We start from the raw sequence: 21,916 nt of genomic DNA, 5'->3' as shown, positions 1-21,916 counted from the left end.
CTCGCTATTCAGTCGGCACTCACTCCCTCCCCAGCGTGTGCATGGGGCGCCACGGGGCACGAGTGGGTGAGCGGCATAGCCGTCGAAAAGCTGCCGGATACTGTGCCGGCATTTATCCGTACCTCCGAGGCCGCTGCCGAAATCGCCGTCATGGGCCGTGAGCTGGACCGCTCCAAGGGGGCCGGCAAGACCCACGACGCCGAGCGCGACCCTGGCCATTATGTCGATCTAGCCGACGATGGCTCAGTTGAGGGCATCGTTCAGTTGGACAAGCTGCCGGCTACGCGTGAGGGGTACGACACGCTCCTGCGTGCTAGCGGCAAGACCCAGTACAAGGCCGGCTATCTGCCGTACTCGATTGTCGACGGCTTCCAGCAGCTCCGGAAGGACTTCGCCTATTGGCGGGCGCTAATCAAGGCCATCGAGAAGGCAGAGACGCCAGAGGAGAAGGCATGGTTTGAGGCTGACCGCCGGCTCCGCGAGAAGCTGACGCTCCGGGACCTGGGTGTCTGGAGTCACTACGGCGGCGACGCCTCGCAGCCGCTGCATGGCTCGGTCCATTACAATGGCTGGGGCGACTACCCGAACCCCAATGGCTACACGACGAAGAAAATCCACGCCTATTTCGAAGGCGAGTTCATGAAGCGCAATCTGCAGCGCGATGCCGTGGCCGAAGAGGTAGGCCCCTATCGGCCTTGCGGCTGCCCGATCGAGGAACGCACCAAGGCACTGCTGCTTGCCAGCCTGGCCCAGGTGGCGCCGCTGTATGCGATTGAGAACGAAGGCGGCTTCAAGAAGGGCAATCCGCGCGGTGTGGCGTTCGCTACCGCGAGGTTGGCTGCTGGTGCTCAGGCGGTGCGGGACATGATCGTCCAGGCCTGGGAGGAGAGCGCGAACACGCCGATCGGTTATCCGATGGTCAACGTGCGGGATATCGAAAGTGAGAAGGTGCGGGCAACGCGGGCGATGTTTGGGGTGGATTAGCGTCTTATTGCGGAGTCATCAGGAGGGACTATTGGTTGAGCGAGGCTTTATCAGACGCATTATGTTGCTTCCGAGTAGCGATGGCCTCCAGCCAATCGACATTCAGCGAATTGGTCGTGTAGTCGCCATCGCAGGTGCGAACGGCTCAGGAAAGTCAAGAATTCTCAATAGAATCGCCAACATGATGCATCGCTGGGATGAGGTTCGCCGCGCAACTCAAGACTTTCTCGGGTTAGCCATGAACAAAGTGCCCGAAATGAAACTGCTAGATCTTGCGGTCGAGATCGAGCGCCGAATAGACGAATATGTATGGCCGCGTTTCTTTGAGAGCACACTTGTTCCCGTCGTAATGAGGATAGCCTCCAACGCACCAGACTTTCAGCCATTGCATAATGCGTCGGTAGCTTCATTCCAGAATTACAGCAGGCCTTCGATGACGCTGGAGGCCTCCCAAGATTGCTTTTGGCGAATCGGCAGCGCTTGTCGAGCTTACATCGCCGCCACCAGTTCGGCGTTAGAGCCAACTGTCGACAGAGAAGTGACAATCGCCCGGTATGCCGACCTTTGCCGGAGAATCAGAGTTGTTCTTAACACTGACCTCAAGGTTCATGGGCCGGATGATTATCGCCTCTTCGGCCTTCCGCTGGATATCGCTAACCTGTCACATGGCCAACGGCGGCTCTTGGATATCGCCGTAAAGTCCTGGGACTTTCAGTATGCCCTCGCCGATTTGAAGGCATTAGAGAAGAGGCCACTTATTATCTTAATGGACGAACCAGAAAACCATTTGCACCCCGACGCGCTCATAGCAATGGTAGACTCGATCCTTCAATTAGATGAAGGAATACAGCTCTTTGTCGCCACCCATAGCTTGCCCCTCTTGGCACACATCGGCACGGCCTCGACCTGGTTCGTAAATGATGGGGCAGTTGTTTATGGGGCTTCGCAAGCTGGCGATATAGTTAGTTCATTGCTGGGGGGCGAAAGGAACGTCGCGAACCTTCGCGGTTACCTTGCGGAGCCCGCAAACTTTGCGTTGCGGCGGTTCGTGTCTCAGTGCCTCCTTCCACCGATTACCGTCGGCCCCAAGGGAGCAGATCCGCAGGCCGCGCAACTGAACACGGTTTTGCTGCCCGACACGCCGTTGCAGCGCTTGCGGATTGTAGATTGGGGTGCCGGCGAGGGCCGGTTGCTGTCCGAGCTTAACTCAATTGAGCGCTCAAACTCGCTGAGCGAGTTGGTCGACTACTTTGCATTTGATTCAGACTCCGCCAAACAGGAAGCCTGTCGACGGGCAATCGAACTTGTCTATGGCGGATCGACCGAGCGATATATTGAGAACGGCACCAATCTAGCTAGCTTGGCTGAGACGGTGGACGTCGTCGTCATGTGTAACGTGCTGCATGAAATTCCGCCTCCAAAGTGGCCTAGCGTCTTTGAGTCGATCGCCGTACTTTTGCGCCCTGACGGTCGGCTTTTCGTTGCCGAGGATTTACTCCTTCCGGATGGTGAGCAGGCCTTCGATGCCGGCTTTGCTCTACTTCCACCGGCTGCGGCTAAAGCACTATTCGGACCTAACCTAGTTGTGCACGATCACTCAGTTGACCGATATCGCGACCGTCTAGTTCTGTATGAAGTCGAGATGTCTGCCGTTGCAAATGTCGATCCGCGGGCTGTGGTCCGCTGCATGACAGAACTTAAGGATTTGTCGCTGACGAAAGTGAAGGAGCTCAAGAGAGCATCCGACCGGCGTAATTGGAAGGCGGGGCATCGCTATGCCATCGCAAGTCAGAGCTACGTTACGGCTTCTCTGCTACTGGAGGAGATGGCATCAGTGTAGAGCTGCGGCTCGGCGCAATAACCCTGCGGTCGCGTCCTAGACGAATGCAGGGCACTCGTGGCTGTATGCGGGTCCCATCGTAAGCACCGCTAGCAGCCGCGCGCCGGCGTCATGGCGGCATGCGGACTCGGCGGGAGACTCCGGCCGTTGGCGTGCGCTGCGAGTCCGGCAAAATAGAGCGTCGGCGCCCCGCGGGGCGTGTCATGGTCCGCAGCTTCATCGACCACAAACTTCGCCCCCAGCTATCAGCGGTCGGCGGCATGTCGTCGTGGCGTCCATCCTTCCTCTGCGTCGCCGTCGACTTTTTTCCCGCTTGCCCGGTCGAGGCACGGCTGGCGCTAACCGCGCCGCTGGTGTCGGCCGTCGCGGAGTGCGGCGTTCCGTCTCCAGCCAACGACTATCTCGACCGGCCACTCGACTTCAACGAGCTGCTGATCGAGAACGCCCCGACGACCTTCGCGGTGAAGGTTGCGGGCGACAGCATGACGGGCATCGGTCTCTTCGCCGGCGACCTGGCGGTGGTCAACCGAGCCAAGTCCGTGGTCGACGGATCGATCGTCGTGGCGCTCGTTGATGGCGAGCTCACATTAAATCGCTTCCGGTGCCGCTGGGGCCGAGGCTGGCTGCATCCCGAGAACCCGGCCTATTCGGGCAGGCGCTCACCGCGCAGGACCAGGTGGCCGAAGCTGTCAGCGCCTTTGCCTCACGCGCCGCCATCAAGTTGCGCCGCCAAGGCCTAGTGACCACGCACCTGTCGGTGTTCCAGCAGACCAACCCGTTTCGAGAACAGGAAGCGCAGTACATGCCGATTCAGCGGGTGACGCTTCCGGTGGCGACCTCAGACACCGCCAAGCTAATCGCCGCCGCCCAGGCCGCCTAGGGCGCCATCTGGCGGGACGGCTACCGCTACAAAACGGCTGGCGTGATGCTGATCGATCTCGTGAAGGCCAGCACGGTCGGCAGCGGCTTGTTCAACGAGCGCGACAACTCGCGGTCCCTCTCTCGCATGAAAGTGCTCGACTCTGAATGCACGCTTCGGGCGGGATGCGGTCTGCTTCGGAAGGACCCACGCGCACCGGTCGTGGCTTATGCGCAATGAGATGCTAAGCCAACGATATAGGACCAGCTGAGGTGAGCTGATTGTCGTCAAGTAGCGGACTTGTCCTTGTTGCCGAGGCCATGAATAGCTGGGAGCGGTCGATCATCTGCTGCCACCGAGATTCGAACTCAGAACGACCTCTCCCTCTGTGTTGAGAATCTCCGACTATCGTCGTTTTCAACCAATAGCGCGCGGTGATAGGAGCGAATCACGTCGTTGGGATCTCCCTCTTCGCGGATGCGGCCCTCCTCGATCCAGATAGCGCGGTTGCACAGACGACGAACCTCGGCCATCGAATGCGAGACGAACAGCAATGTGCCGGTCTTGCGGAAATTGTCGATCCAGTCGAGGCATTTGCGCTGGAAGGCAGCGTCGCCGACCGACAGCGCCTCGTCGACCACCAGGATCTCGGCCTCGACATGGGCGCAGATCGAGAAGGCCAGACGGGTCTTCATGCCCATCGAATAATGCTTCACCGGCTGTTCCATGTATTCGCCGATACCGGCGAATTCCGCGATCGAATCAAACTTGCGCAGCACTTCCCCGCGCTTGAGGCCCAGCACCGCGCCGCCGATCAGGACGTTCTCGCGGCCCGACAGTTCAATGTCGAAGGTCGAGCCGAGCGCCAGTACCGGCGCGATGCGGCCGTGAACCCTGAGTTCACCGTGGCTCGGCAAGGTCATTCCGCAGATCACCTGCAGCAGGGTGGACTTGCCGCAGCCATTGCGGCCAAGGATCCCCACACTCTCACCTGGCTTCACTTGGAGGTTGATGTCGCGCAGTACCCAGAAGGGCTTGAAATACGACTTCCACCAACCGAACAGAACCTGTTTCAGCCAATCATTGCGATGAGCGTAGAGTTGAAACGCTTTACCAATATTCCGGGCTTCAATAGCGAATTCGGTAATCGGCCGGCCTGTGAAGGAGTGCCAAATCTCTTTGTATCGATCGTTTGGTAATTCCGCTCTGGCCGCGGTTTCACTTACCAAAGCGAACAGCACCGGACTGGTTTTGCCTTCTATGCTGTGAATGCGACTAAGCAGGTGCTGCAGCGGCGGGTTTGACAACCACGGCGGCAGTTTCCTCGCTGCCTCAACAACTGACACAATGGCACTAGGACTTTGATCCCCGGCGGCCCGATCGCAGGCAGCAACAAGCGCCAGGAAGCGTTGCTGGAACTCTGCAGAAATGAACTCGTCTAGGTTCGAGCGGTCTTCAGCCATCACTTGCTCTGGCCGCTTGCTGCGCGATTACGTAACCATGCGGTCCACCAGTCTCTAAAACGCACTGGTGAAATCTCGCCGTCTGCTTCAATCATCTCTTCGAGAGCGATATCTACGTCTGCACCAGCGGCACAAAGTGCAGGCCTGACTTCGTCCGGCTTTAACTTGCCAAGAGTCATCAAATCTGTGCTGCGGTTCATCGAAGTGAATAGGTTTCCTATCTCGCTCGGCATCCACGCCTGAAACGGTCGTTCGGAAGTTGTAACGATGATCGAGCGCCGAATGCCTACGGTAGCAGCAAGAAGAGTCCGCCCAGTCCTCCTGCCAGCATCGTTTCTTCCAGTCAGGTGTTCCGTCGGCTCGATGAATATGCCTATGACCTCCGGCTCTGCAGACGCCGCATCATCTAGTGCATCACTAAGCAGGCCAGGTAGCAACTCGAGGAGCTCACCCGCTCGAGGCGGGTCTAGTTTGGACGCCAAAACCTCAACAGGCGCACAGAACGCCCTCAGCTGGCGCTCCCGAAATTTTCGGCGGAAAATTTTATAAGCGATCGCGCAGACACTACCAGCTAGCGCTCCGCCCAGTGTAGCTCCGCCGGCTATGAGAGCCGTAGGTACATGCTCAGCCACGCTCGCCAGCGTAACAGTTCCGGAGAAGAGGCCCCCAATGCCGGCGGCTTTCCATAGGTTCGTAGCAGCGGAAGCCGCGCCCTTCTTAATCACTTCACCAAAAGGAACTTTGACAACAGTCTGAGGATCAAACTTCGAATCCTTAAGGAAACGCTCTACCAGCCTTCCATCGCGATGGGTGCAGTCGAACAAAATCGCAACATAGTCAAAGGCGTCAGTATTGATCCCTGGTACGTGCTTGCGAGCTACCTTTCTAAGCTTCAGCAAATGAAAGAACGGATCGAAAAAATTAGGGTCGCTCAGGTCAAGGTCGAGACTGATAGCGCGTTGGGCTTGTTTCGACCGCTTGCGTAGCTCAACGCAAAGATATGTTTTGCCTGTCTTGGCCGGTCCGGTGAAATGGAGATGCTTCCTAGTTGTGGTATTCCATATCGAATCTACAGTGGCTTCGTAGGCCGATAACTGCTCATTGCGACCAACAAAGGGAACCAACTCACCCAGGGAAGCCATTAGAAGCCGCTACCGATCTTGCGTGCCAACAAACAGAGCTGCAGGCGGGATCCCATTATAAAACACCGTGCTCGCCCCGTGTTGCAACCTCTGGTCAGTATGACTTTGGTGCGACTGCTAGCAAGCCTTTATTAGACCCCAGAAGCGGGACCTGTCGCCATCAAGTTCGTTGAGTCTAACGGTGTTTCGGCAACGCCAGAATATCCACGGTCCAGCTGCAACTCCATATCGCACACATCCCTGGGTGTATTTTATCATGTACTGTGGCAACCATGTCGCAACGGATGTCGCCTGCTTTATCGGTTCTGTTGGTATTTGGCACGCCGTCGAGACGCCTGGTCGAGCGCCCGTCGCACCAGTCGACCCGCGCGGCGGTCGCCACCGTGCCCCTTATCCCAAAGGCCACAAATTGATCGATAAGCGTGGCGGCTCCAATGATTGCCTCGTGAGGTGTGACTTCTCTCGGACCTCCAAGATCTCCCGCCTGCGCGCGATGGCGACGGCCCTCGACTCGAAGGCGCGGACGAACCCCGAGGTGGCGGCCGAGGCGACAGCGACAGCCGCGAAGCTACGTCGGGCGGCGGTGGCGCTCGAGGCTCTCGCCGAGCATATATTTTAAACTTGGTCTGGTAGATACTTCCAGTTTATCGAACCATCTGGCTCTCGTGGAAACCCGTTGGTGCAGCGCTCGAACCGAACCTCTTGGTCAAAATCTATCTTGGTCGCACACTGCCAAGTGTCTCCTACCTTTCGATACCGGACACTCTGAACGAACGAACCGTTCTTGGCGGTGAAGAGAACGTTAAATTTTCTGTCGATCTTGCCCGCAAATCCCTCAAACATCGGAGGCAATCGGAGCGTCTGGCCGGGTGCCAGGTCGCCAACCTGCCGTAAATTCCCTAGCCGACCAAGCTTAGGTGTAAGGCCTGGGCCGGCGGCGATGAGTTGAGCGGCATCCAAGTCAGCAACTTGCAAGCTGATGCCATAAAGCGGATGTTTGCCTAGATGAACCAACGTCGTTTGTCTGATTACATCTTCCGATGATGGAACGGCATAGAGATAGCAGCAGCTCTTGCCACCCGTAATGTAGCTCACAAGATCTTCCGTTCGTTGGGCGAGCTCACCCAGCATTGTTTGAATCTTTGATTCAATACCGCCCAAGCCCGATTCCACTCGCTGCTGCTTCATTACGCGAAATATCTGGCCGAGCGCCCATGCCCCGAAGAAAAAAGCGCCAGCAAAATTGGCTATCAATTTTTCGGTGCCATAGTGCTGACTGGTGTAGGCAGAGTAGCCGGTCCAGCCGACGGCGATCAGGAACGGTATGGCAAACTCGAAGATTAGCTGCTTGAAGACGCGCATCTAAATTTCCCAAAAGCGACGGACCGGGAAGCCACCCGGCCCTTACCCGGCGAGGGGGGGCAGCCGTGACTGGCAACCGTCGGTTTCACTGCGCCGAATATAGCTCCCGCAGGGCGGGTTAAAAAAGGGGAGAGCATGAAGATACCGGTGTTTCAGTACGTCCGTCAGCGGGGCATTGTCTGGGTCTGCGACCTTGAGCAGTCCACGTCCTATCTGAACAGCGACGCGAAAGCGGACGCTCTTGAGGACTTCCTTCCGAGGCTGCATGCGGTGGGTAAAACGGCGGTCGACTTGGCCGGAGGCGAGGTTTTCAAGTGGGCCGGCGATGGGTTTCTCTCGTGGTTCCCCCTTGAGCTTGAGCGTAATCTTCCAAATCGCGCCGGGGCGATATTTCAAGCAATTTGGTATCTAACCGTGCTGGTGAACGTTTCTCGCCTCGGTTGCCCTGAGGTGTCGCCGGCCTTCAAAATTCGTCATGGACTCACGTATGAACCTGACGGATTGCTTTATCGATCCCCCGAAGGAGTTGAAATCCTAGGCAGAGCAGTTTCGCTAGCTTTTAGGCTGGCTTCCGTACCAGCACCGTTCCCAAATTTCGTGGCTCAGGCAAGAGTATTCAATGCTGCGCTGCAGGTGTCAGATCTTCACCTGCGGTCCGAGGAATGGCGGCCTACCGACGAGGAACTGCTGAAGCACTTTAAGGGGCAGAAATCGGGTACCGAGGATCTAGTGAGGTCCACATCGAAGGCTCCCGAGGTAACCATGATGATCTCGGAGGCTATAAAAACAGCTCGATCCATCATCGGAAAGGTGGATGGCTCTGAATATTCCCCGACGGGCTTCCCCGCTCGATTCATAGAGGCATTGTTACAAGGCCCTGATTGGTCGCAACGCGCTGGCAACGACTTTCACGTTTGGAGCAAGGCTGCCTACGGGAGCCTCGTCGCATTGGTCGAAAACATGGAGCAAAGCCCCTCTAAGAAATAGCCGCCCAGCGCCGCTACAAGGGGGGCTTGACGACCGAACCCCGTGCCGGGCAGTCAAGGAGCCGCTGACGTCAACTATTCCGGCTTAGACGTCCTTCGCAAGGCGGGCGATCCCCGCACCTGACGGCTGGTGGAGAGGGAGGGCGGTTGGGGGGGGATCGGGCCGGACCCGCCCTGATTTCTGCCAAGCTTATGAGTGTACCTGGCGGGCCATAGGTTCGCTGACAATGCGATCCCAAAGCAAGACTTTACTCTGACGGCGGCCGATGCTTCGTTGGTCTGCAAGCGCTCCGGCATCGCTTAAACGCTGAGCCGTCGGGTCGAGCCAGACCTTCAAAAAAGATTCCACCACGTGAGGGAACACTACCTACGGGAGACAGTGCTTTCTCGCGGTCGACGTGAAGCCGTTCGAAGCACGCGATAGCGTTGACTGATCCCGATGCCACAAGGAATCTCGCAAATCGTGTCATCAATTAGACAACCGGAGCGGGTCATCTAAGCGCCGACTCTTTCTTTTGATGACACGCTTCGTGTCAACGAAATGATGCGTCGACAGCGAAGTCGTCCTGAGTGAACTATGTCCCAACACGAACGTTGGAAGTTCCTTGGAGACACAAATGACCGAAGCACAACATATCGCGAGAGTTGCAATGCGGGTGCCAGAGGCGGCGGCGGCGGCCGGCGTATCTAGGGCATTCCTGTACGGAGCCATCAGCGATGGCACGCTCCGCAGTTCACGTATTGGCAGGCGTCGCCTGATCCGAGTGGCCGATCTCGATGCTTGGGTGTTGCGCGCTCAAGTGTCTGGAAAGTAGGTCGCTATGATCGATGAGGACGAGATCGTTGCGGGAATTGCAGTCTGGTGCGCGGCACACGTTCGCGCCGGCTTCGACGCTGATGCGCGCGTTGTCGTCCGGGGGCAGCCAGGGGGACTTGAGAGGATCCTGGGACTTTGCGAAACCGCGGCGATTGCCGACGCCTACATGGAAGCGGCCGGACCTTACAGCTCTGGGACCTCTCAGTTTGAGAGCGAGGAGGAGTGGGAGGCGTTGGCGGGTGCCAGTCTCCACGTTCTTGATAAGCAAAGTCGCCGGCAGAGCGCGTTTGTCGCGTTTGATGACCAAAACGGTTGGTCCGATCGCCCCGGAAGCGGATGGGAAGTTGTCTGGGATGATGCGACCGGCGCCTACAATGGTGTGAAGTCGCACAATTCTAGTCACTATTATGCCGGGGAGGAAGCGGCAGCGGAGCGAGAGATTGAGCGGCAGTTAAAGGCTGGGCTGCGTGAATGGTCGGCGCGCACGCAGCTGATCAAACTGGCGGGTGGTCGTGCGTTCGAGAGAAACGCGTTGATCGGTGAGCATGACATTCGCCGTTGTGTCCTGAGATGGGGGTTCCTTGAGGGCGCGGTAGCGGCCAATGAGGAATGGGTGGTGAGCCTGCGGGAAATCGGGCTTTCGGATATTGGATTCGTGCGCGCAGCTCACCTTCAAGATATGGCCGAAGCAGAGCGCGAGGTTGGCCTGGAAAGACTGTCACTGGACGGCGGCCTTCTGGCTCGCGCTGCCAACAAGATGAAAATCTGCGGCGGCAATGTCGACATTCTCATCAAGCTGCCGGGCATCCTGGAGGACAAGGGCAGTGCGCTGTCGTTCGTGGCACCGGGTTACATTCCTTCCGGCGTTGTGTCGGTGCTGGGTGGCGACTCGGGAGTGGGGAAGAGCACCCTCGCACACGACCTGGCCTTGCTTGTTGGCACTCGGCCAGAGGCCCGCCCGGCCGGCATGACCTGGCTTGGCGTAACAGCCGACCAGATTGCCTATGGCACCGCAGTGTTCCTAAGTGGAGAGGACCCCTCGGGCTGGCTGACGGCTCGGGCTACGTCGCTCCGCCCGGACGGGACGGACGCAGACATTATTGAGCTGGCGCTAGATGGGGGCGACCCGTTCGCCCTTCTTGAAGGCATTCGCAGCATCCCGGATATGGTCCTCTTGGTCGTCGACCCGGCACGGAGCTTCTTGACCGACGGGAAGGGCGGACCGGGAAACGAGGACAAGAGCGACGACGTCGACCCCTTCCTGGCAAAATTGGCCAGTATTGCCGCCGAGAAGCGTTGCGCCGTCCTAGTGTTGCACCACATCAAGAAAGGGGCGAGGCCGGCAAGTCCACGTGACGTAGTCGAGACGTTGCGTGGCTCCGGAGCCTTCAAGGCCCGCGCACGGGCCTGCATTGGGATGCTGCGCCGGGGCGAGACGATCACGGTGGGGGTGGCAAAGCACAACGTGCCGCCGCCGGCGGCGATGCAAACTGAGTCGGTAAAGTTCTATCAGACAAGCGGGACGCTTCGACTCTTGCCGTTACGATTGGAAGGACAAAGCTCGCCACAGGCGCCCGCCGCCGAGGCGCCGGACGGCTTCGTGCCCCGGATCGTAGCGGCGGTCGAGGGCGCGGCCTCCTCCGGAATTGATCTCCGGTTCTCAGGAAAGCGAGGCATCTTCGAGAGCAATCTTCCCGAGTTGACGGACATGCCGCGTAAGACTGTGCGCGAAGCAACACGCAGGGCAATTTCATCTGGCGTGATCGTTGCCGACGAGGCCGGCCGGCTGCTGCCAATCGACGCCCAATCATCCGTTGCCGTCGTTGCCGAGGCTAATTCGGTCGACGCGGCAACGCGGTCAGCACGGAACGAAATGCAGGAAAATCAATGAGTTAGCGTTGCCGGTCAGCGACGGCAACGGCATCTCTAAAACTCAATGTTTTCAGGCTTTTCCGTTGACCGTTGCCACTAAGAGAGAGGGTAGGTGTCTCCCAAGGGGCCACTACCACTCTCAGTCTTAAGAGCGCGCACGGGAAGCAAGGATGGGAAGACAGATGATCAACAACATGATGGAGACACGAATGATTGAATCAGTGGCGCGCAACCAGGCCCTCGTAATCCGGCGTGGCGAAACCCTCGGCGCAGCCATCGTCCGGCATCGCCGAACCTATGGCCTTGGCCGGTTGGTTCTCACGCGCGACCTGAACACTAGGGCGACTGCCTGATGGCCGGCGAACAGGATGCCGGGCAATTGTTGCTAGCGGAACTCGTTGCCGAGGGTGCCTCTGCAGCCCAGCCGGCCGTCGATGTGGATGAGATTCGGGCCGTTGGGTGCGCTGCCTTAGATGCAGCCGAAGACGCATCTCTCAAGCCAGCCGAACGGGAGGCCGCCCTAAAGGCGGCTTGCAGGGAGGGGGTGAAGCTGACCCAACTCGCGACGGCTGCGCTCATTGCTGGGGATATGCGGAGCAAGTAGGCGAGATGATATACTGGGCGCTTGATAAACAAGGATCGCCCAGTGCCCGAACTCACCGACTCTCAGCAGACCTTCGTGCGGGAATACGTCCGCAATGGAGGGAAGGGGGCTGAGGCGGCACGCATCGCCGGCTTTTCAGAGAAAAGCGCAGGCAAGTACGCCTACCAGCTGCTAGAAAAAAGCCACATCCTTGAGGCCATCAATCGCGAACAGCGCCGGGCGTTCACCGAGCTGGCAGCCATCTCCATCGGCCAGGTGAAAATGATGCTCGAGGACCCCAAGACGCCGGCAGGCGCAAGGGTTGAGCTCATAAAGACCACTTTTGACCGCGCGGGCTTGGCGGCTCTCCGGGGGGATGCGGGAGCTGAAGAGTCGATGAAGCCCCTACGGGAGATGAGCATGGACGAGCTGCTGGCTATTGCGGCCACCTTCCCCGACGGGCGGGCCGCCAGCGCTTAGCCACCAGGCGAGCTAGGACGAGCGAACCAGCGTCCAGCCGCTTGCCGCCATACAGTTGCGGTGAACAGTGGACGCGTGGGCGTAAGGGTTCATCGCAGCGATTGCCATTCCCTCGTTGAGGCATCGCGCATTGTCGCGCTCAAGCTGAGCTTGGCCAGCGTCACGCGGGATTGTGTCGTGGCGCCAATAGGTGTGCTGTGGGTCAACAGTGCAGCCGCTCAGGGAAAGCGCGCCGATTAGGGCCGCGAGGGGTGTGCGGGCACTCACTGGGATGCCTGACGGGCGAGGGGGACCACCTTGGCATCTGGGGCAATCCCGAACCGCGGCGCGGCTCCCCGAATTGCATCCGCGATAAACGATGGGGCGAGGTGGCCATAGTGCTTTTCGACCATACGGGTGTCGGTGTGGCCCAGGTTTTTGGCCACCACCAACAACGGCGCGCCGTTCATCGTAGTCAGGGATGCCCAAGTGTGACGCAGCCCATGGAAATTGATTGCTGGAACGATCTTGGCGGCTTTGCAGGCGGCCCGCATTGGTCTGGCCTGAAAAGACTTGCCCCAGGCTGTGCATTCGTCGTCGGCCCGCCTCAGGATGAGATCCGTGCCGAGCTTGTCGATGACGAGCCGCGAAAAGAAGGCCGACCCTTCTTCAGTCAGGACGACGTGGCGGGGCTTGCCCGTCTTGCTGATTCGGACGGATAGCGTTCCGGAGTCAGCGTTGAAGTCGCTGACGACAAGAGCCGCTAGTTCTGAGAAGCGGCAGCCCGTCAGTAATGCGGCCTGCACTAGCTCTCGGAAGCCTGTCGGCGACGCATTGATGAGCCGGACGCACTCCGCCGGGGTGAGATATCGGACCCGCGACGCGTCCGTCCCTGGGAACGGCTTCACACGGCGCCACGCTTCATCGGTGGCCGTGTGACCCTCGCGCCATGCTCTGTTTAAGGCGGCCTTGAGGGTCGTCAGGATTCTGTTGGCGGTCGATCGGCGCCGGCGTCGAGCCTCGTCGTTGTCGTCCATGTCGCGATGCTTGATCCTGGCGCCGGCCGCCACACGGAGGCGGGGCGGTGCCTCAGCGACTTCTCCAAGCCATTTTCTCAGCTGAGGCGCCGTCAGTCGGTTGCATTCAAAGCGCCCCAGCCTAGGGACAATAAACGCGTCGGCGGCCCACCTGGCGTCGCGGGCAGTTTTACGATGCTGCTCAAGCCACCCGATGTAATCCTCAATGGCTAGTGAAACGGTATAGGGCCCGGCATCGTGCAGGCCGGCAGCCTGGCGAGTAATCGCCACCCCACGCTGGCGCGCCGCCGTCTGGGCCTGGCTGAAATTGAGGATCGCGACGCCATCCGCGTCAGCCTTGTCATCGGCCGTGCCGATCTTCTCAAGCCGGTATTTCTGCTCACCCAAATACGTGCGGACCAGCCACGCACCGCCATCGGCGCTGCGGCGATATCCAAGGTGAAGGCCCGGATCGAGCGCGCGGTAGTAAGGCTTTGCCCGAACCTTCAGCCGAGCTCGTGCGGTGCGGCTATCCAACGTCGCGTCGCGAACAATCCGCGCCATGCGCTTCCTCTTCGTCCAACTCGTGTCCAATATACGGGAGCAACCGATGGTCAACAAGCAAAGACGTTGGTGGTAAATATTATTGTATTTATTGGACTTTGGGAGACGAGCGAAGACGTTGGCAGACTAAGTTACCGCCCTTTCACGGCGGCGACACGGGTTCGAATCCCGTAGGGAACGCCAACCGCCCGTGGCCGCAAGAAATCCCCCGTACTTTGATTGTTCCGCCAGGTCCTTCGCTGCGCTCAGGACGACAGAGGGGCGGCTACCAGGTCATGCGAACGCCCGCGGTGAGGGCGTGGCTGGCGTTCTGGTAAGAGACATCGCCCTCGTAACGGAGATAGGCCGAGGCGGCGTCGGCGATGGCGGTGTTGGCGGCGAGGCCCAGCACGACGCTGTCGCGCAGCGGCGTGGCGCCGTAGGTCGTGAAGGGCGAGGCGGGGGCGCCAAGGAACGAGGCCGTCACCGGACGCGACGTATCGGCGAACTCGTGGCCCCAGCCCAGCCGGAACTGCATCGCGAGCCGGTCGCGCCAGCCGAGGTCCATCGCGCCGCCGAGCTGGGCGCCGAACACCGTGCGCAGCGAGTTGGTGGTCTGGGCCGCGACGCTGAGACCGAGCGAGCCCGCGCCGTTCTCGGTGAAGGCGGCCTGCGTGGCCGTCGAGGCCTGCAGCCGCGCGAACGGCGTGACGAAGGCCTGCGCGAGACCGCCGAGGTCGAAGCGGTAGCCGGTCTCGACCTGACCGAACACCTGGTTGACGCCGGTCTGGCCGCGCGCGGTCGAGGCGGCAATGCCGGGGATCGCGATCTGGCGGGTCATCTGGTTGTCGGAATAGGCATAGGCCGCGAGCCCGTCGACATAGAGCGGCCCGTGCGCGTAGCTGCCGTAGAGGCCCGCTTGAACCGTGCTGGTGGTGCCCTGTCCCTGGAAGCCCTGCACCCACTGGGTGCCGCCGCTGTATCCCAGGGTGACGCCCAGCAGGAAGTCGGGGCTGAGCTTGCGGTCGATGCCGCCGGCGAAGCCGCCGAGATTGTAGGTGAGGGTCCCGGCATTGGCGCTGCCGCCGACCGTGCCGAGGCCGCCGATCGCGCCGCCCCAGGCGCCCCACAAAGCAGGCGTGACGCTGTCGCAGGCGACATCGCAGGCTTCGGCCAACGCGACGCGGTTGTTGCCGCCGCTGGAGCCGCCGGCCTGCCAGGCGAAGTTGCTCATGAAGAGCTGGGCGCTCTGGACGCCGACGGAGGCGAAGCCGGAATAGTTCTGGCCGCTCAGCGCCGTGAGGGCCGCGGTGCCGGCGGTGGGCGAGAGGGTGGAGAGGGCGGCAATGGCATTGGCGAAGTCGCCGGTGGCGGAGGCGGCGTTGGCGTCGAACACGGCGCCGACGGCGGCCTGGTTCGGGGTCTGGGCACCGCGGGCGAAGCTGCGGCTGATGGTGAGATAGACGTTGTTGGCGTCGTAGCTCAGCGAGGGGAAGAGGAAGGCGTAATTGCCCATGACGCTGGCATAGGTGCCGGCGAGGCCGCCCACGGCATTGAGGATGGTGTAGGTCTGGGAGGCGGCATAGGCGCCGGAATAGGCGATGAAGTTCACGCTGCCGCCCAGGGTGGCGAGCCCGCCGACGTTGACGCGGTCGCTCTGGCCCTGGTTGTTGAGCTCGACCTGGTAGGTGCTGCCGACGGTCTGGCTGAGGTTGCCGGCGATGTTCAACGTGCCGATCGAGTTGCCGGGGGAGAGCGTGCCTGAGTTGCTCACGTTGCCAAAGACGAAGCCATTGCCGCCCAGGCCACCGCTCGCGCCCACCGTGACATCGCTGGTGATGCTGCCGTTTACCGCCAGCAGGCCGTTCGAGACGGTCGTTGGGCCGGTGTAGGTGTTGATGCCGGTCAGATTGACCGTGCCGCCGCCGGTCAGTCCAAGACGGCCATCGCCCGAAAGAACGCCGGCGAAAACACCGTAGCCGGTCTGGTTGAACAGGACCGTGCTGTTGGCCGCAATGGCGATGTCGCCCTCGAGACTGTTCGTGTTGCCCTGCAGTGTGCCGCCGCCGGCCACGTTCAGGCCGCCGGTGAAACTGTTGACGCCCGTGAACGAGACGAGGCCGCTGCCCAGCAAGGTCACGCGGCCGCTACCGGACATGCTTCCGGCATAGGTGCCGCTGAAGTTCTGATCGAAGACGATCTCGCCGCCATTGGCGATGTTGCCCTGCAGGCTGTTCGTGGTGCCCTTCAACGTGCCGTCGTAGAGCGTCGTGCCGCCGCTGTAGCTGTTGGTGCCTGAGAAGGTGATCGTGCCTGGTCCGCGCTTGCTGACGCTGCCGGTGCCCGACATGTTCCCGGCATAGGTGCCAGCCGCGTTCTGCTCGAAGGCGACGATGGCGTTGTTCACGATGTTGCCTTGCAGGCTCGCCGTCGTGCCCTGGAGGACACCGGCCTGGACGAACGTGCCGCCCGTATAGCTGTTGGCGCCCGTCAGGGTGACGAAGCCCGTCCCGGATTTGGTGAGACCGCCGATGCCGGAGATGATGCCTGAATAGATGCCGTCGAACGGCTGGCTGAAGGCGAGCATGGCATTGGTGACGATGTCGCCCTTGAGGCTGGTCGTCGTGCCCTGCAGCGTGCCCGCCTGCACCACCGTGCCACCGGTATAGGTGTTGGCGCCGGTCAGCGTGAGCACGCCAGCTCCCTGTTTGACGAAGGCGCCGCTGCCGTCGATCACGCCGGAGAAGGTGCTGTTCGTGGCGCCACCCGCCGTCAGCGTGGCGCTGCCCAGCAGGATCGAGCCGCTGCCCGAGAGCGCACCGACCGTCTGGTTGTTGTTCGCAAGGTCGAGCGTGCCGTCGACGTTCAATGCGCCGGACGCCAGCAATGAGCCGCCGGAGCCGAACCGCAGGGTCGCGCCCGAGGCCACGTCGGTGCCGCCGGAATAGGTGTTGGCGGCCTGCAGCACGACGGTCCCGCTGCCGATCGTCAGCCGGCCGACGCCACTGATCGCGCTCTGGAAGGTCGCGGTGTCGAACGGCAGGAGCGAGGTATTGCCCACGAGGTCCGTGAGATAGTTGGTGGTGAAGGCCGTCGGCAGGGCGACATCGCCGACCAATGACAGGATCGGAGAGGACGACGAGTAGGCACTCACGGCGCCGTTCGCGCGGTATCCGATGAAGCCGCCGACGGGATCGTACATGTAGTCGAAGCCCGTATAGAAGGCGATGCCGGTATTGACGTTCGGCGAGCCTTTGTCGACCTGCACGTGGTTTGGCGTGAGCGGATTGGCGGGGTTCGGTGGATCCGTGACGGTGAAGTTGTAGGAGCCACCGGCGGTGGCACCCACCTGGCCGGGCAGGGTGATCTGGATGGTGGTGCCGACGGGCGCGGCCGGGCCTGTCGCGAGGCCGCTGCCTTCGGGCGGCGACAGCAGCATGTAGTCGACGCCGCTGTCGGGCAGGAAAGGCACGTTGTTCGCCGTCGCGGTCGTGGCGCCATTTCCGGTGGTGACCGTCGCCACCATGGGGTTCCAGCTCTGGCAGGGTGACGGGCAACCGGCGGGAGGCGCCGTGCCGCTGGTGTCGGGCGTCAGCTTGGCGAAGGCGTAGTTGGCGCTGTTGACGGCCGAGGTGATGCCGAGCGTCACCCCGGTCGCCTGCGGCACCGCGACCGATCCGTTGTTGGTGATCACGTAGCCAGGGCGTAGCTTGGAGAAATCCGAATCCGAAACGCCGGTGATGCTGGTCAGATTGAGAAATGGATTGGCGTTGGTCACCGAGGTGGAATGGTCGGGCGTGCCGGACTGGATGCCGTTGCGATTAAAGCCGACACCGAAATAACTGACATTCACTGCCGGGTGACAGTTGTTCGCCTTGTCGCAGACCTCCGTCACGACCAGCACCTGGACCGAGGAGGTGGCGACAACGTCGCCCGCGGCGTTCCGGAAGGCCACGGTGGTAGTGGCGAGGTAACCCCTCTCGGTGATGTCGCTGCTGCTGTACTTGATGAAGCCCGGTTGCGAGTTCAGGCCGCCCGGATCCGGATTGAACTTGTCGGCGGAGATCGCGATGCCGGTCGAACCGGTGTCCATTGTGAACCTCACGTCCGCGGCGAAGGTCGGCACGCTCGGGGATATGTCCGTGGCGGTCAGGGTCGTGGAGAGGATGGCGCTCCGGGTCGCGCTCGCGGGTCCGTCGACGAACGGGACGAAGGCGCTGATGTTGGGCGAATTGGTGTAGTAGCCGAGATCCTGTGCGTGCCCCGCGACAGGTGGCACGAGCGCCAGAAAAATGGCCGCGAGCAGGCGCTTCGCGTGGGGCGTCATGGCAGTTCCGTCGACGGTGATGGGCTACTGGCGCCGGTAGGAATCGGAGCCGATTCTCACCCGGGAGGCACCGTTCTCCTCGTAAGCCAGAACCCATTCGACTCCGAGACGGCCTTCGTTGAAGTAGCCGGTCCAGGAGGTGATCGACGCGCAGTCGAGCGACGCGTTCTTCCAGCGGACGGTGTAGGAGATGCGCGGCCCGTCCATCCATCCGACGACGGGGAAGGCCGTGCCGGCGCATTTGTAGCCGGCCGCGTTGTTGGCATAAGTCCCGGCGACGCTTCCGTCCGGTCCGACGGACTGGATGACCAGCACCGATCCATGGTCGTTCGCCCAGGTGCCGATGACGGACGGCGACTGTGCCGCTGTTTGTTGCGCCGCGACGGAAAGAGCAAGTGAAAGGCCGAGCCCGAGGATCGACGGAAGGCGCTGGTTCATCTACGGTCCTGAAACAATTGTCGGCAACAATGCAGCCTAACTCTTTCTGCATTTCCAGCTAAAACGGTCGTATCAGTGACTTTCACTACACTTTGCTGAAGGCGATCGGTTTGCCGGCGAACATGACAGGTCTCTTTCACAATCGCTGGGCGCAGCTTCTGGCTGGCATCGTCTGCATGGTGATGATTTCGAGCCTGCAGCACGGCTGGACACTGTTCGTGCATCCCATCAATGCGAAGCATGAGTGGGGGCGGGCGGCGATCCAGGTCGCCTTCACGATCTTCATCCTGAGTGAAACCTGGCTGGTGCCGTTCGAAGGTTGGTTCGTCGACCGCTTCGGCCCGCGACCCGTGGCTCTGGCCGGCGGCGTGCTGGTCGCTCTCGCGGGCGCGCTGAATTCGGTCGCCGATTCGCTGGTGCTGCTCTATCTCGCTGCCGTGCTGGGCGGCATCGGCGCCGGCTGCGTCTACGGCACCTGTCTCGGCAATGCGCTGAAATGGTTCCCGGACCGGCGCGGCCTCGCTTCCGGTCTCACCGTTGCGGGCTATGGCATCGGCTCGGCCTTCACCATCCTGCCGATGCAGGGCACGATCGATCAATACGGCTACGAGGCGACCTTCCTCTGGTTCGGCGCCGTGCAGGGCGTGCTGGTCTGTCTCGCGTCGCTGGCGTTGCGCAAGCCGGAGGCCAGCGTGCTCGCGATCCCCGAGCGACTGCCGCATGCGCTGCACGATCATACGCCGGGCGAGGTCCTGCGCTCGCCGCTGTTCTGGATCCTCTTCGTGATGTCGCTGCTGGTGACCGCTGCCGGGCTGACCTTCACGGCCAATCTTGCCGGCATCGCCCGCAACTTCGGGGTCGCCGACGTGCCGGTCAGCCTGATGGGATACACGATGCCGGCGCTGATCTTCGCGCTGACCTTCGACCGCATCGCCAATGGTGTCGCGCGCCCCCTCTGCGGCTGGCTCTCGGACTATATCGGCCGAGAGAACACGATGTTCTTCGCCTTCACCCTGGGGGCGCTCAGCATCCTTGCCTTCGCCCGCTGGGGACAGGACCCGGTGATGTTCGTGCTGCTGGTCAGTCTGGTCTTCTTCGCCTGGGGTGAGGTGGCAAGCCTCTTCCCCGCGACCTGCACCGACTATTTCGGCTCAGGCTATGCCACCACCAATGCCGGCATGCTGCACACGGCCAAGGGCTTCGCCGCCATGCTGGTGCCGCTGGCGGATCCGCTGGTGCGGGCGACGGGCGATTGGCAGGTCGTCTTCGCCATTGCCGTCGGCGCCAATGCCGTCGCTGCCGTGCTGGGCATCGCCGTGCTGCGGCCGATGCGAGCGGCGTGGCTCAAGCGGGAGTAGGGATTACTCCGGCTTCAGCAGGCCGCTTTTCTGCAGGTCCTCAATGAAGGCATCTTCCTTCTGCAGGAAAGCTGCGAGTTGCTGCGGCGTGAGCGCCTCGGTCTCCGCGCCGAGATCGATCAGCTTCTCCTTCACTGCCGGGTCTGCCAGCGCGTTCGCGGCGGCGTCGTTCAGTTTCTTCACGATGTCGGGCGGCGTGCCGGCCGGCGCCATCAGGACGATCGGCGTGGTGCTGGCGAAGTCCTTGACGCCCGTCTCCTGCAAGGTCGGAACGTCGGGAAGCTGGCCGGCGCGACGCGCGGTCGTCACGACGATGGCGCGCAGGCGGCCGCCGCGGATATGCCCAATCGACGCCGGCACCTGGTCGATCACGGCGTCGATCTGGCCGGCCAAAAGATCGTTCAGCGCCAGGCCGTTGCTCTTGTAGGGAATGATGTTGAATCGCACGTCGAGCGCTTTCTGCATCTGCAGCAGGGCCAGGTGATTGGTGCTGCCATTGCCGGGATGGCCGACGGTCAGCTTGCCGGGATTGGCGCGCAGATAGGCCAGCATGCCCGCCCAATCCTTGATCGGATTGTTGGCGTTGATGACGAGGTCCATCGGCGAAGTGCTGAGGAGCGCGACAGGCGCAAAGCTCGCCAAGGTGTAGGGCGGCTTGCCACCGGTCATGCGCGGGCTGACGAGGAACGTGCCCGTGGAGCCGAGGACCAGCGAGTAGCCGTCGGGCGGAGACTTGGCGACGGCCTCCGCACCGATCGCGCCACCCGCGCCGCCGCGATTCTCGACGACGACCTGCTGGCCCAGCCGTTTGCCCAGCGCTTCGGCAAAGAGGCGGCCGGTCAGGTCGGCATTGCCGCCGGGGGCGAACGGCACCACGAGACGGATCGGCTTGTCGGGATAGGCGGCTTGCGCGAAGGCGCGGGTTGCGGGCAGGGCGGCAAGCAATGCGGCGATCGTCGTGCGTCGCTTGAACGACTTCATTTCCTGAAAGCTCCCGTCTGCGTCTACAGTCGCAGCATGATAAACGAGCCCGGATCGGGTGCACGCGCCGTCATCGCATCGTCCTTCGAAACCGTGGTTCGCTGGCGGGTGGGCGCGTGAGCATTGAGCCTTCACCCGATCTCGAGACGCTGCGTCGGCTGATGTGGCAGCGCCAGAAGCAGGCGAGGGAAGCGGTGCGGGCCTACAATCGCGCCTCGTGGATCCGGTTCGCCCTGGTGTTCATCCCGGTGCCCCTGGTCGTCGTGACCTTCAGGCTCTACCTCGATGCCTGGCACTATTACATCCTGGGCGGCGCCTTCATCTTCTTCGCGGGCCTGCTCTATGTCCTCGACGACCGCGCGGCGGTCCGGCGTGAGGCAGCACTCAAGGCCGCGAAGCTCGCGCGGGCTGCCTATCAGGCAGCGCGGTCAGGAGCGCAGCGCTAGAGGCGATTGCGCGCCGTGCAGCGGCATTTGTCGACCTGATGCAGCTCGACCATGTTGCCGCACGGATCGTTGAGGAAGAGCTGCAGCGAATCCGGGCTCGTGAGCCCTTCGATCGCCCAGTATTTCACGCCCATGCTTTCCAGTTCCTTGCGGCTCTCGACGATGTCGGCCACGGCTAGGGCGATGTGCGGCAAGGTCGGGTCCTGGCCCGGCCCCTTGGCGACGGGCGAGGGCTGATTGCCGCCGAACAGGTGGATCTGACCGACTTCGCCGACGTTGATCCAGAGGCCCGGGATGCCGGGAATGGTTGGACGGCCCTTGTCGCGATGCAGGCCCAGCACGTCGCTGTAGAAGCTCGCCGTATCCTCGAGCTTCTCCGCGCCGGTGTCGAGCCGGTAGCCCGTGTGATGGATCTCCAGCACCTTGATCGCCATCCTCGT

Annotated in this window: 20 protein-coding genes; 12 read left to right on the top strand and 8 right to left on the bottom strand. The window is 61.6% G+C overall.

Annotated features, from left to right (window positions below):
- The first annotated feature begins 66 nt into the window (after positions 1-66).
- The 5 genes from AC1RP5_RS12170 (at position 67) to AC1RP5_RS12150 (ending at position 3,954) form a co-directional block, all read left to right on the top strand.
- Entirely contained in the window at positions 67-984 is a 918-nt protein-coding gene (locus AC1RP5_RS12170) for a hypothetical protein (RefSeq protein WP_493110900.1), read from the top strand.
- Between the two features lie 181 nt (positions 985-1,165).
- Entirely contained in the window at positions 1,166-2,824 is a 1,659-nt protein-coding gene (locus tag AC1RP5_RS12165; protein ID WP_493110899.1) for a class I SAM-dependent methyltransferase, read from the top strand.
- A gap of 203 nt (positions 2,825-3,027) precedes the next feature.
- Positions 3,028-3,564 carry a LexA family protein gene (locus tag AC1RP5_RS12160; protein ID WP_493110898.1) on the top strand — a complete coding sequence of 179 codons (537 nt, stop codon included), beginning with the start codon at positions 3,028-3,030 and terminating at the stop codon, positions 3,562-3,564.
- Complete coding sequence (locus AC1RP5_RS12155; protein ID WP_493110897.1) at positions 3,501-3,704, top strand: DinB/UmuC family translesion DNA polymerase; 204 nt, start codon at positions 3,501-3,503, stop codon at positions 3,702-3,704. Before AC1RP5_RS12160 ends, AC1RP5_RS12155 begins: the two co-directional genes overlap by 64 nt.
- A 142-nt stretch (positions 3,705-3,846) precedes the next feature.
- Complete coding sequence (locus AC1RP5_RS12150; protein ID WP_493113354.1) at positions 3,847-3,954, top strand: DUF4113 domain-containing protein; 108 nt, start codon at positions 3,847-3,849, stop codon at positions 3,952-3,954.
- A 97-nt stretch (positions 3,955-4,051) separates the two neighbouring features.
- Here the strand turns inward: AC1RP5_RS12150 and AC1RP5_RS12145 are convergent, their stop codons facing one another.
- The 3 genes from AC1RP5_RS12145 to AC1RP5_RS12135 form a co-directional block, all read right to left on the bottom strand.
- On the bottom strand, positions 4,052-5,146 hold the full coding sequence (locus tag AC1RP5_RS12145; protein ID WP_493110896.1) for an ABC transporter ATP-binding protein: 1,095 nt from the start codon (positions 5,144-5,146) through the stop codon (positions 4,052-4,054).
- Positions 5,146-6,288 carry a hypothetical protein gene (locus tag AC1RP5_RS12140; protein WP_493110895.1) on the bottom strand — a complete coding sequence of 381 codons (1,143 nt, stop codon included), beginning with the start codon at positions 6,286-6,288 and terminating at the stop codon, positions 5,146-5,148. Before AC1RP5_RS12140 ends, AC1RP5_RS12145 begins: the two co-directional genes overlap by 1 nt.
- Before the next feature lie 615 nt (positions 6,289-6,903).
- A complete protein-coding gene (locus AC1RP5_RS12135; protein WP_493110894.1) occupies positions 6,904-7,650 on the bottom strand; it encodes a hypothetical protein in 747 nt (248 codons plus the stop codon).
- Positions 7,651-7,785: 135 nt separating this feature from the next.
- Here AC1RP5_RS12135 and AC1RP5_RS12130 point away from each other — a divergent pair, with 135 nt between their 5' ends.
- From AC1RP5_RS12130 to AC1RP5_RS12110, 5 genes are all read left to right on the top strand, one after another.
- Positions 7,786-8,637, top strand: a complete 852-nt coding sequence (locus tag AC1RP5_RS12130; RefSeq protein WP_493110893.1) for a hypothetical protein — start codon at positions 7,786-7,788, stop codon at positions 8,635-8,637.
- Between the two features lie 616 nt (positions 8,638-9,253).
- Positions 9,254-9,451: a helix-turn-helix domain-containing protein gene (locus tag AC1RP5_RS12125; RefSeq protein WP_493110892.1), complete on the top strand. Its 198-nt coding sequence runs from the start codon at positions 9,254-9,256 to the stop codon at positions 9,449-9,451.
- Between the two features lie 6 nt (positions 9,452-9,457).
- Positions 9,458-11,344, top strand: coding sequence for an AAA family ATPase (locus AC1RP5_RS12120; protein ID WP_493110891.1), 1,887 nt, complete (start codon positions 9,458-9,460; stop codon positions 11,342-11,344).
- A gap of 163 nt (positions 11,345-11,507) precedes the next feature.
- The gene (locus AC1RP5_RS12115; protein ID WP_493110890.1) at positions 11,508-11,678 is read left to right on the top strand and encodes a hypothetical protein; all 171 of its coding nucleotides are present in this window, start codon (positions 11,508-11,510) and stop codon (positions 11,676-11,678) included.
- Positions 11,679-11,971: 293 nt separating this feature from the next.
- Positions 11,972-12,388, top strand: coding sequence for a terminase small subunit (locus AC1RP5_RS12110; RefSeq protein WP_493110889.1), 417 nt, complete (start codon positions 11,972-11,974; stop codon positions 12,386-12,388).
- A 263-nt stretch (positions 12,389-12,651) separates the two neighbouring features.
- On the opposite strand, the gene AC1RP5_RS12105 is transcribed toward AC1RP5_RS12110, so the two are convergent.
- The 3 genes from AC1RP5_RS12105 to AC1RP5_RS12095 form a co-directional block, all read right to left on the bottom strand.
- Complete coding sequence (locus AC1RP5_RS12105; protein ID WP_493110888.1) at positions 12,652-13,947, bottom strand: tyrosine-type recombinase/integrase; 1,296 nt, start codon at positions 13,945-13,947, stop codon at positions 12,652-12,654.
- Between the two features lie 265 nt (positions 13,948-14,212).
- Positions 14,213-18,253, bottom strand: a complete 4,041-nt coding sequence (locus AC1RP5_RS12100; RefSeq protein ID WP_493110887.1) for an autotransporter outer membrane beta-barrel domain-containing protein — start codon at positions 18,251-18,253, stop codon at positions 14,213-14,215.
- Between the two features lie 24 nt (positions 18,254-18,277).
- Positions 18,278-18,691 carry an avidin/streptavidin family protein gene (locus tag AC1RP5_RS12095; protein ID WP_493110886.1) on the bottom strand — a complete coding sequence of 138 codons (414 nt, stop codon included), beginning with the start codon at positions 18,689-18,691 and terminating at the stop codon, positions 18,278-18,280.
- A 122-nt stretch (positions 18,692-18,813) separates the two neighbouring features.
- Between AC1RP5_RS12095 and oxlT the strand changes: the two genes are divergently transcribed.
- Entirely contained in the window at positions 18,814-20,049 is a 1,236-nt protein-coding gene (gene oxlT, locus AC1RP5_RS12090) for an oxalate/formate MFS antiporter (protein WP_493110885.1), read from the top strand.
- A gap of 3 nt (positions 20,050-20,052) precedes the next feature.
- Here oxlT and AC1RP5_RS12085 read toward each other — a convergent pair whose 3' ends face one another.
- Positions 20,053-21,030, bottom strand: a complete 978-nt coding sequence (locus tag AC1RP5_RS12085) for a Bug family tripartite tricarboxylate transporter substrate binding protein (protein ID WP_493110884.1) — start codon at positions 21,028-21,030, stop codon at positions 20,053-20,055.
- A gap of 116 nt (positions 21,031-21,146) precedes the next feature.
- Between AC1RP5_RS12085 and AC1RP5_RS12080 the strand changes: the two genes are divergently transcribed.
- Positions 21,147-21,476, top strand: coding sequence for a hypothetical protein (locus AC1RP5_RS12080; protein WP_493110883.1), 330 nt, complete (start codon positions 21,147-21,149; stop codon positions 21,474-21,476).
- On the opposite strand, the gene AC1RP5_RS12075 is transcribed toward AC1RP5_RS12080, so the two are convergent.
- Complete coding sequence (locus tag AC1RP5_RS12075; protein WP_493110882.1) at positions 21,473-21,910, bottom strand: VOC family protein; 438 nt, start codon at positions 21,908-21,910, stop codon at positions 21,473-21,475. The genes AC1RP5_RS12080 and AC1RP5_RS12075 overlap by 4 nt on opposite strands.
- Between the last annotated feature and the right edge of the window lie 6 nt (positions 21,911-21,916).

The sequence above is a fragment of the Reyranella sp. GW821-FHT12G01 genome (genome assembly GCF_058806575.1).
Note: the sequence above shows the minus strand (reverse complement) of the source record. Positions and strands in the feature narration are given on the sequence as shown.

Bases quoted from the DNA above. Each gene is read 5' to 3' on its own strand.
- AC1RP5_RS12165 (WP_493110899.1), top strand. From the start codon at position 1,166: ATGATGCATCGCTGGGATGAGGTTCGCCGCGCAACTCAAGACTTTCTC.
- AC1RP5_RS12160 (WP_493110898.1), top strand. From the start codon at position 3,028: ATGGTCCGCAGCTTCATCGACCACAAACTTCGCCCCCAGCTATCAGCG.
- AC1RP5_RS12145 (WP_493110896.1), bottom strand. From the start codon at position 5,146: ATGGCTGAAGACCGCTCGAACCTAGACGAGTTCATTTCTGCAGAGTTC.
- AC1RP5_RS12140 (WP_493110895.1), bottom strand. From the start codon at position 6,288: ATGGCTTCCCTGGGTGAGTTGGTTCCCTTTGTTGGTCGCAATGAGCAG.
- AC1RP5_RS12135 (WP_493110894.1), bottom strand. From the start codon at position 7,650: ATGCGCGTCTTCAAGCAGCTAATCTTCGAGTTTGCCATACCGTTCCTG.
- AC1RP5_RS12130 (WP_493110893.1), top strand. From the start codon at position 7,786: ATGAAGATACCGGTGTTTCAGTACGTCCGTCAGCGGGGCATTGTCTGG.
- AC1RP5_RS12125 (WP_493110892.1), top strand. From the start codon at position 9,254: ATGACCGAAGCACAACATATCGCGAGAGTTGCAATGCGGGTGCCAGAG.
- AC1RP5_RS12120 (WP_493110891.1), top strand. From the start codon at position 9,458: ATGATCGATGAGGACGAGATCGTTGCGGGAATTGCAGTCTGGTGCGCG.
- AC1RP5_RS12115 (WP_493110890.1), top strand. From the start codon at position 11,508: ATGATCAACAACATGATGGAGACACGAATGATTGAATCAGTGGCGCGC.
- AC1RP5_RS12105 (WP_493110888.1), bottom strand. From the start codon at position 13,947: ATGGCGCGGATTGTTCGCGACGCGACGTTGGATAGCCGCACCGCACGA.
- AC1RP5_RS12100 (WP_493110887.1), bottom strand. From the start codon at position 18,253: ATGACGCCCCACGCGAAGCGCCTGCTCGCGGCCATTTTTCTGGCGCTC.
- AC1RP5_RS12095 (WP_493110886.1), bottom strand. From the start codon at position 18,691: ATGAACCAGCGCCTTCCGTCGATCCTCGGGCTCGGCCTTTCACTTGCT.
- oxlT (WP_493110885.1), top strand. From the start codon at position 18,814: ATGACAGGTCTCTTTCACAATCGCTGGGCGCAGCTTCTGGCTGGCATC.
- AC1RP5_RS12085 (WP_493110884.1), bottom strand. From the start codon at position 21,030: ATGAAGTCGTTCAAGCGACGCACGACGATCGCCGCATTGCTTGCCGCC.
- AC1RP5_RS12075 (WP_493110882.1), bottom strand. From the start codon at position 21,910: ATGGCGATCAAGGTGCTGGAGATCCATCACACGGGCTACCGGCTCGAC.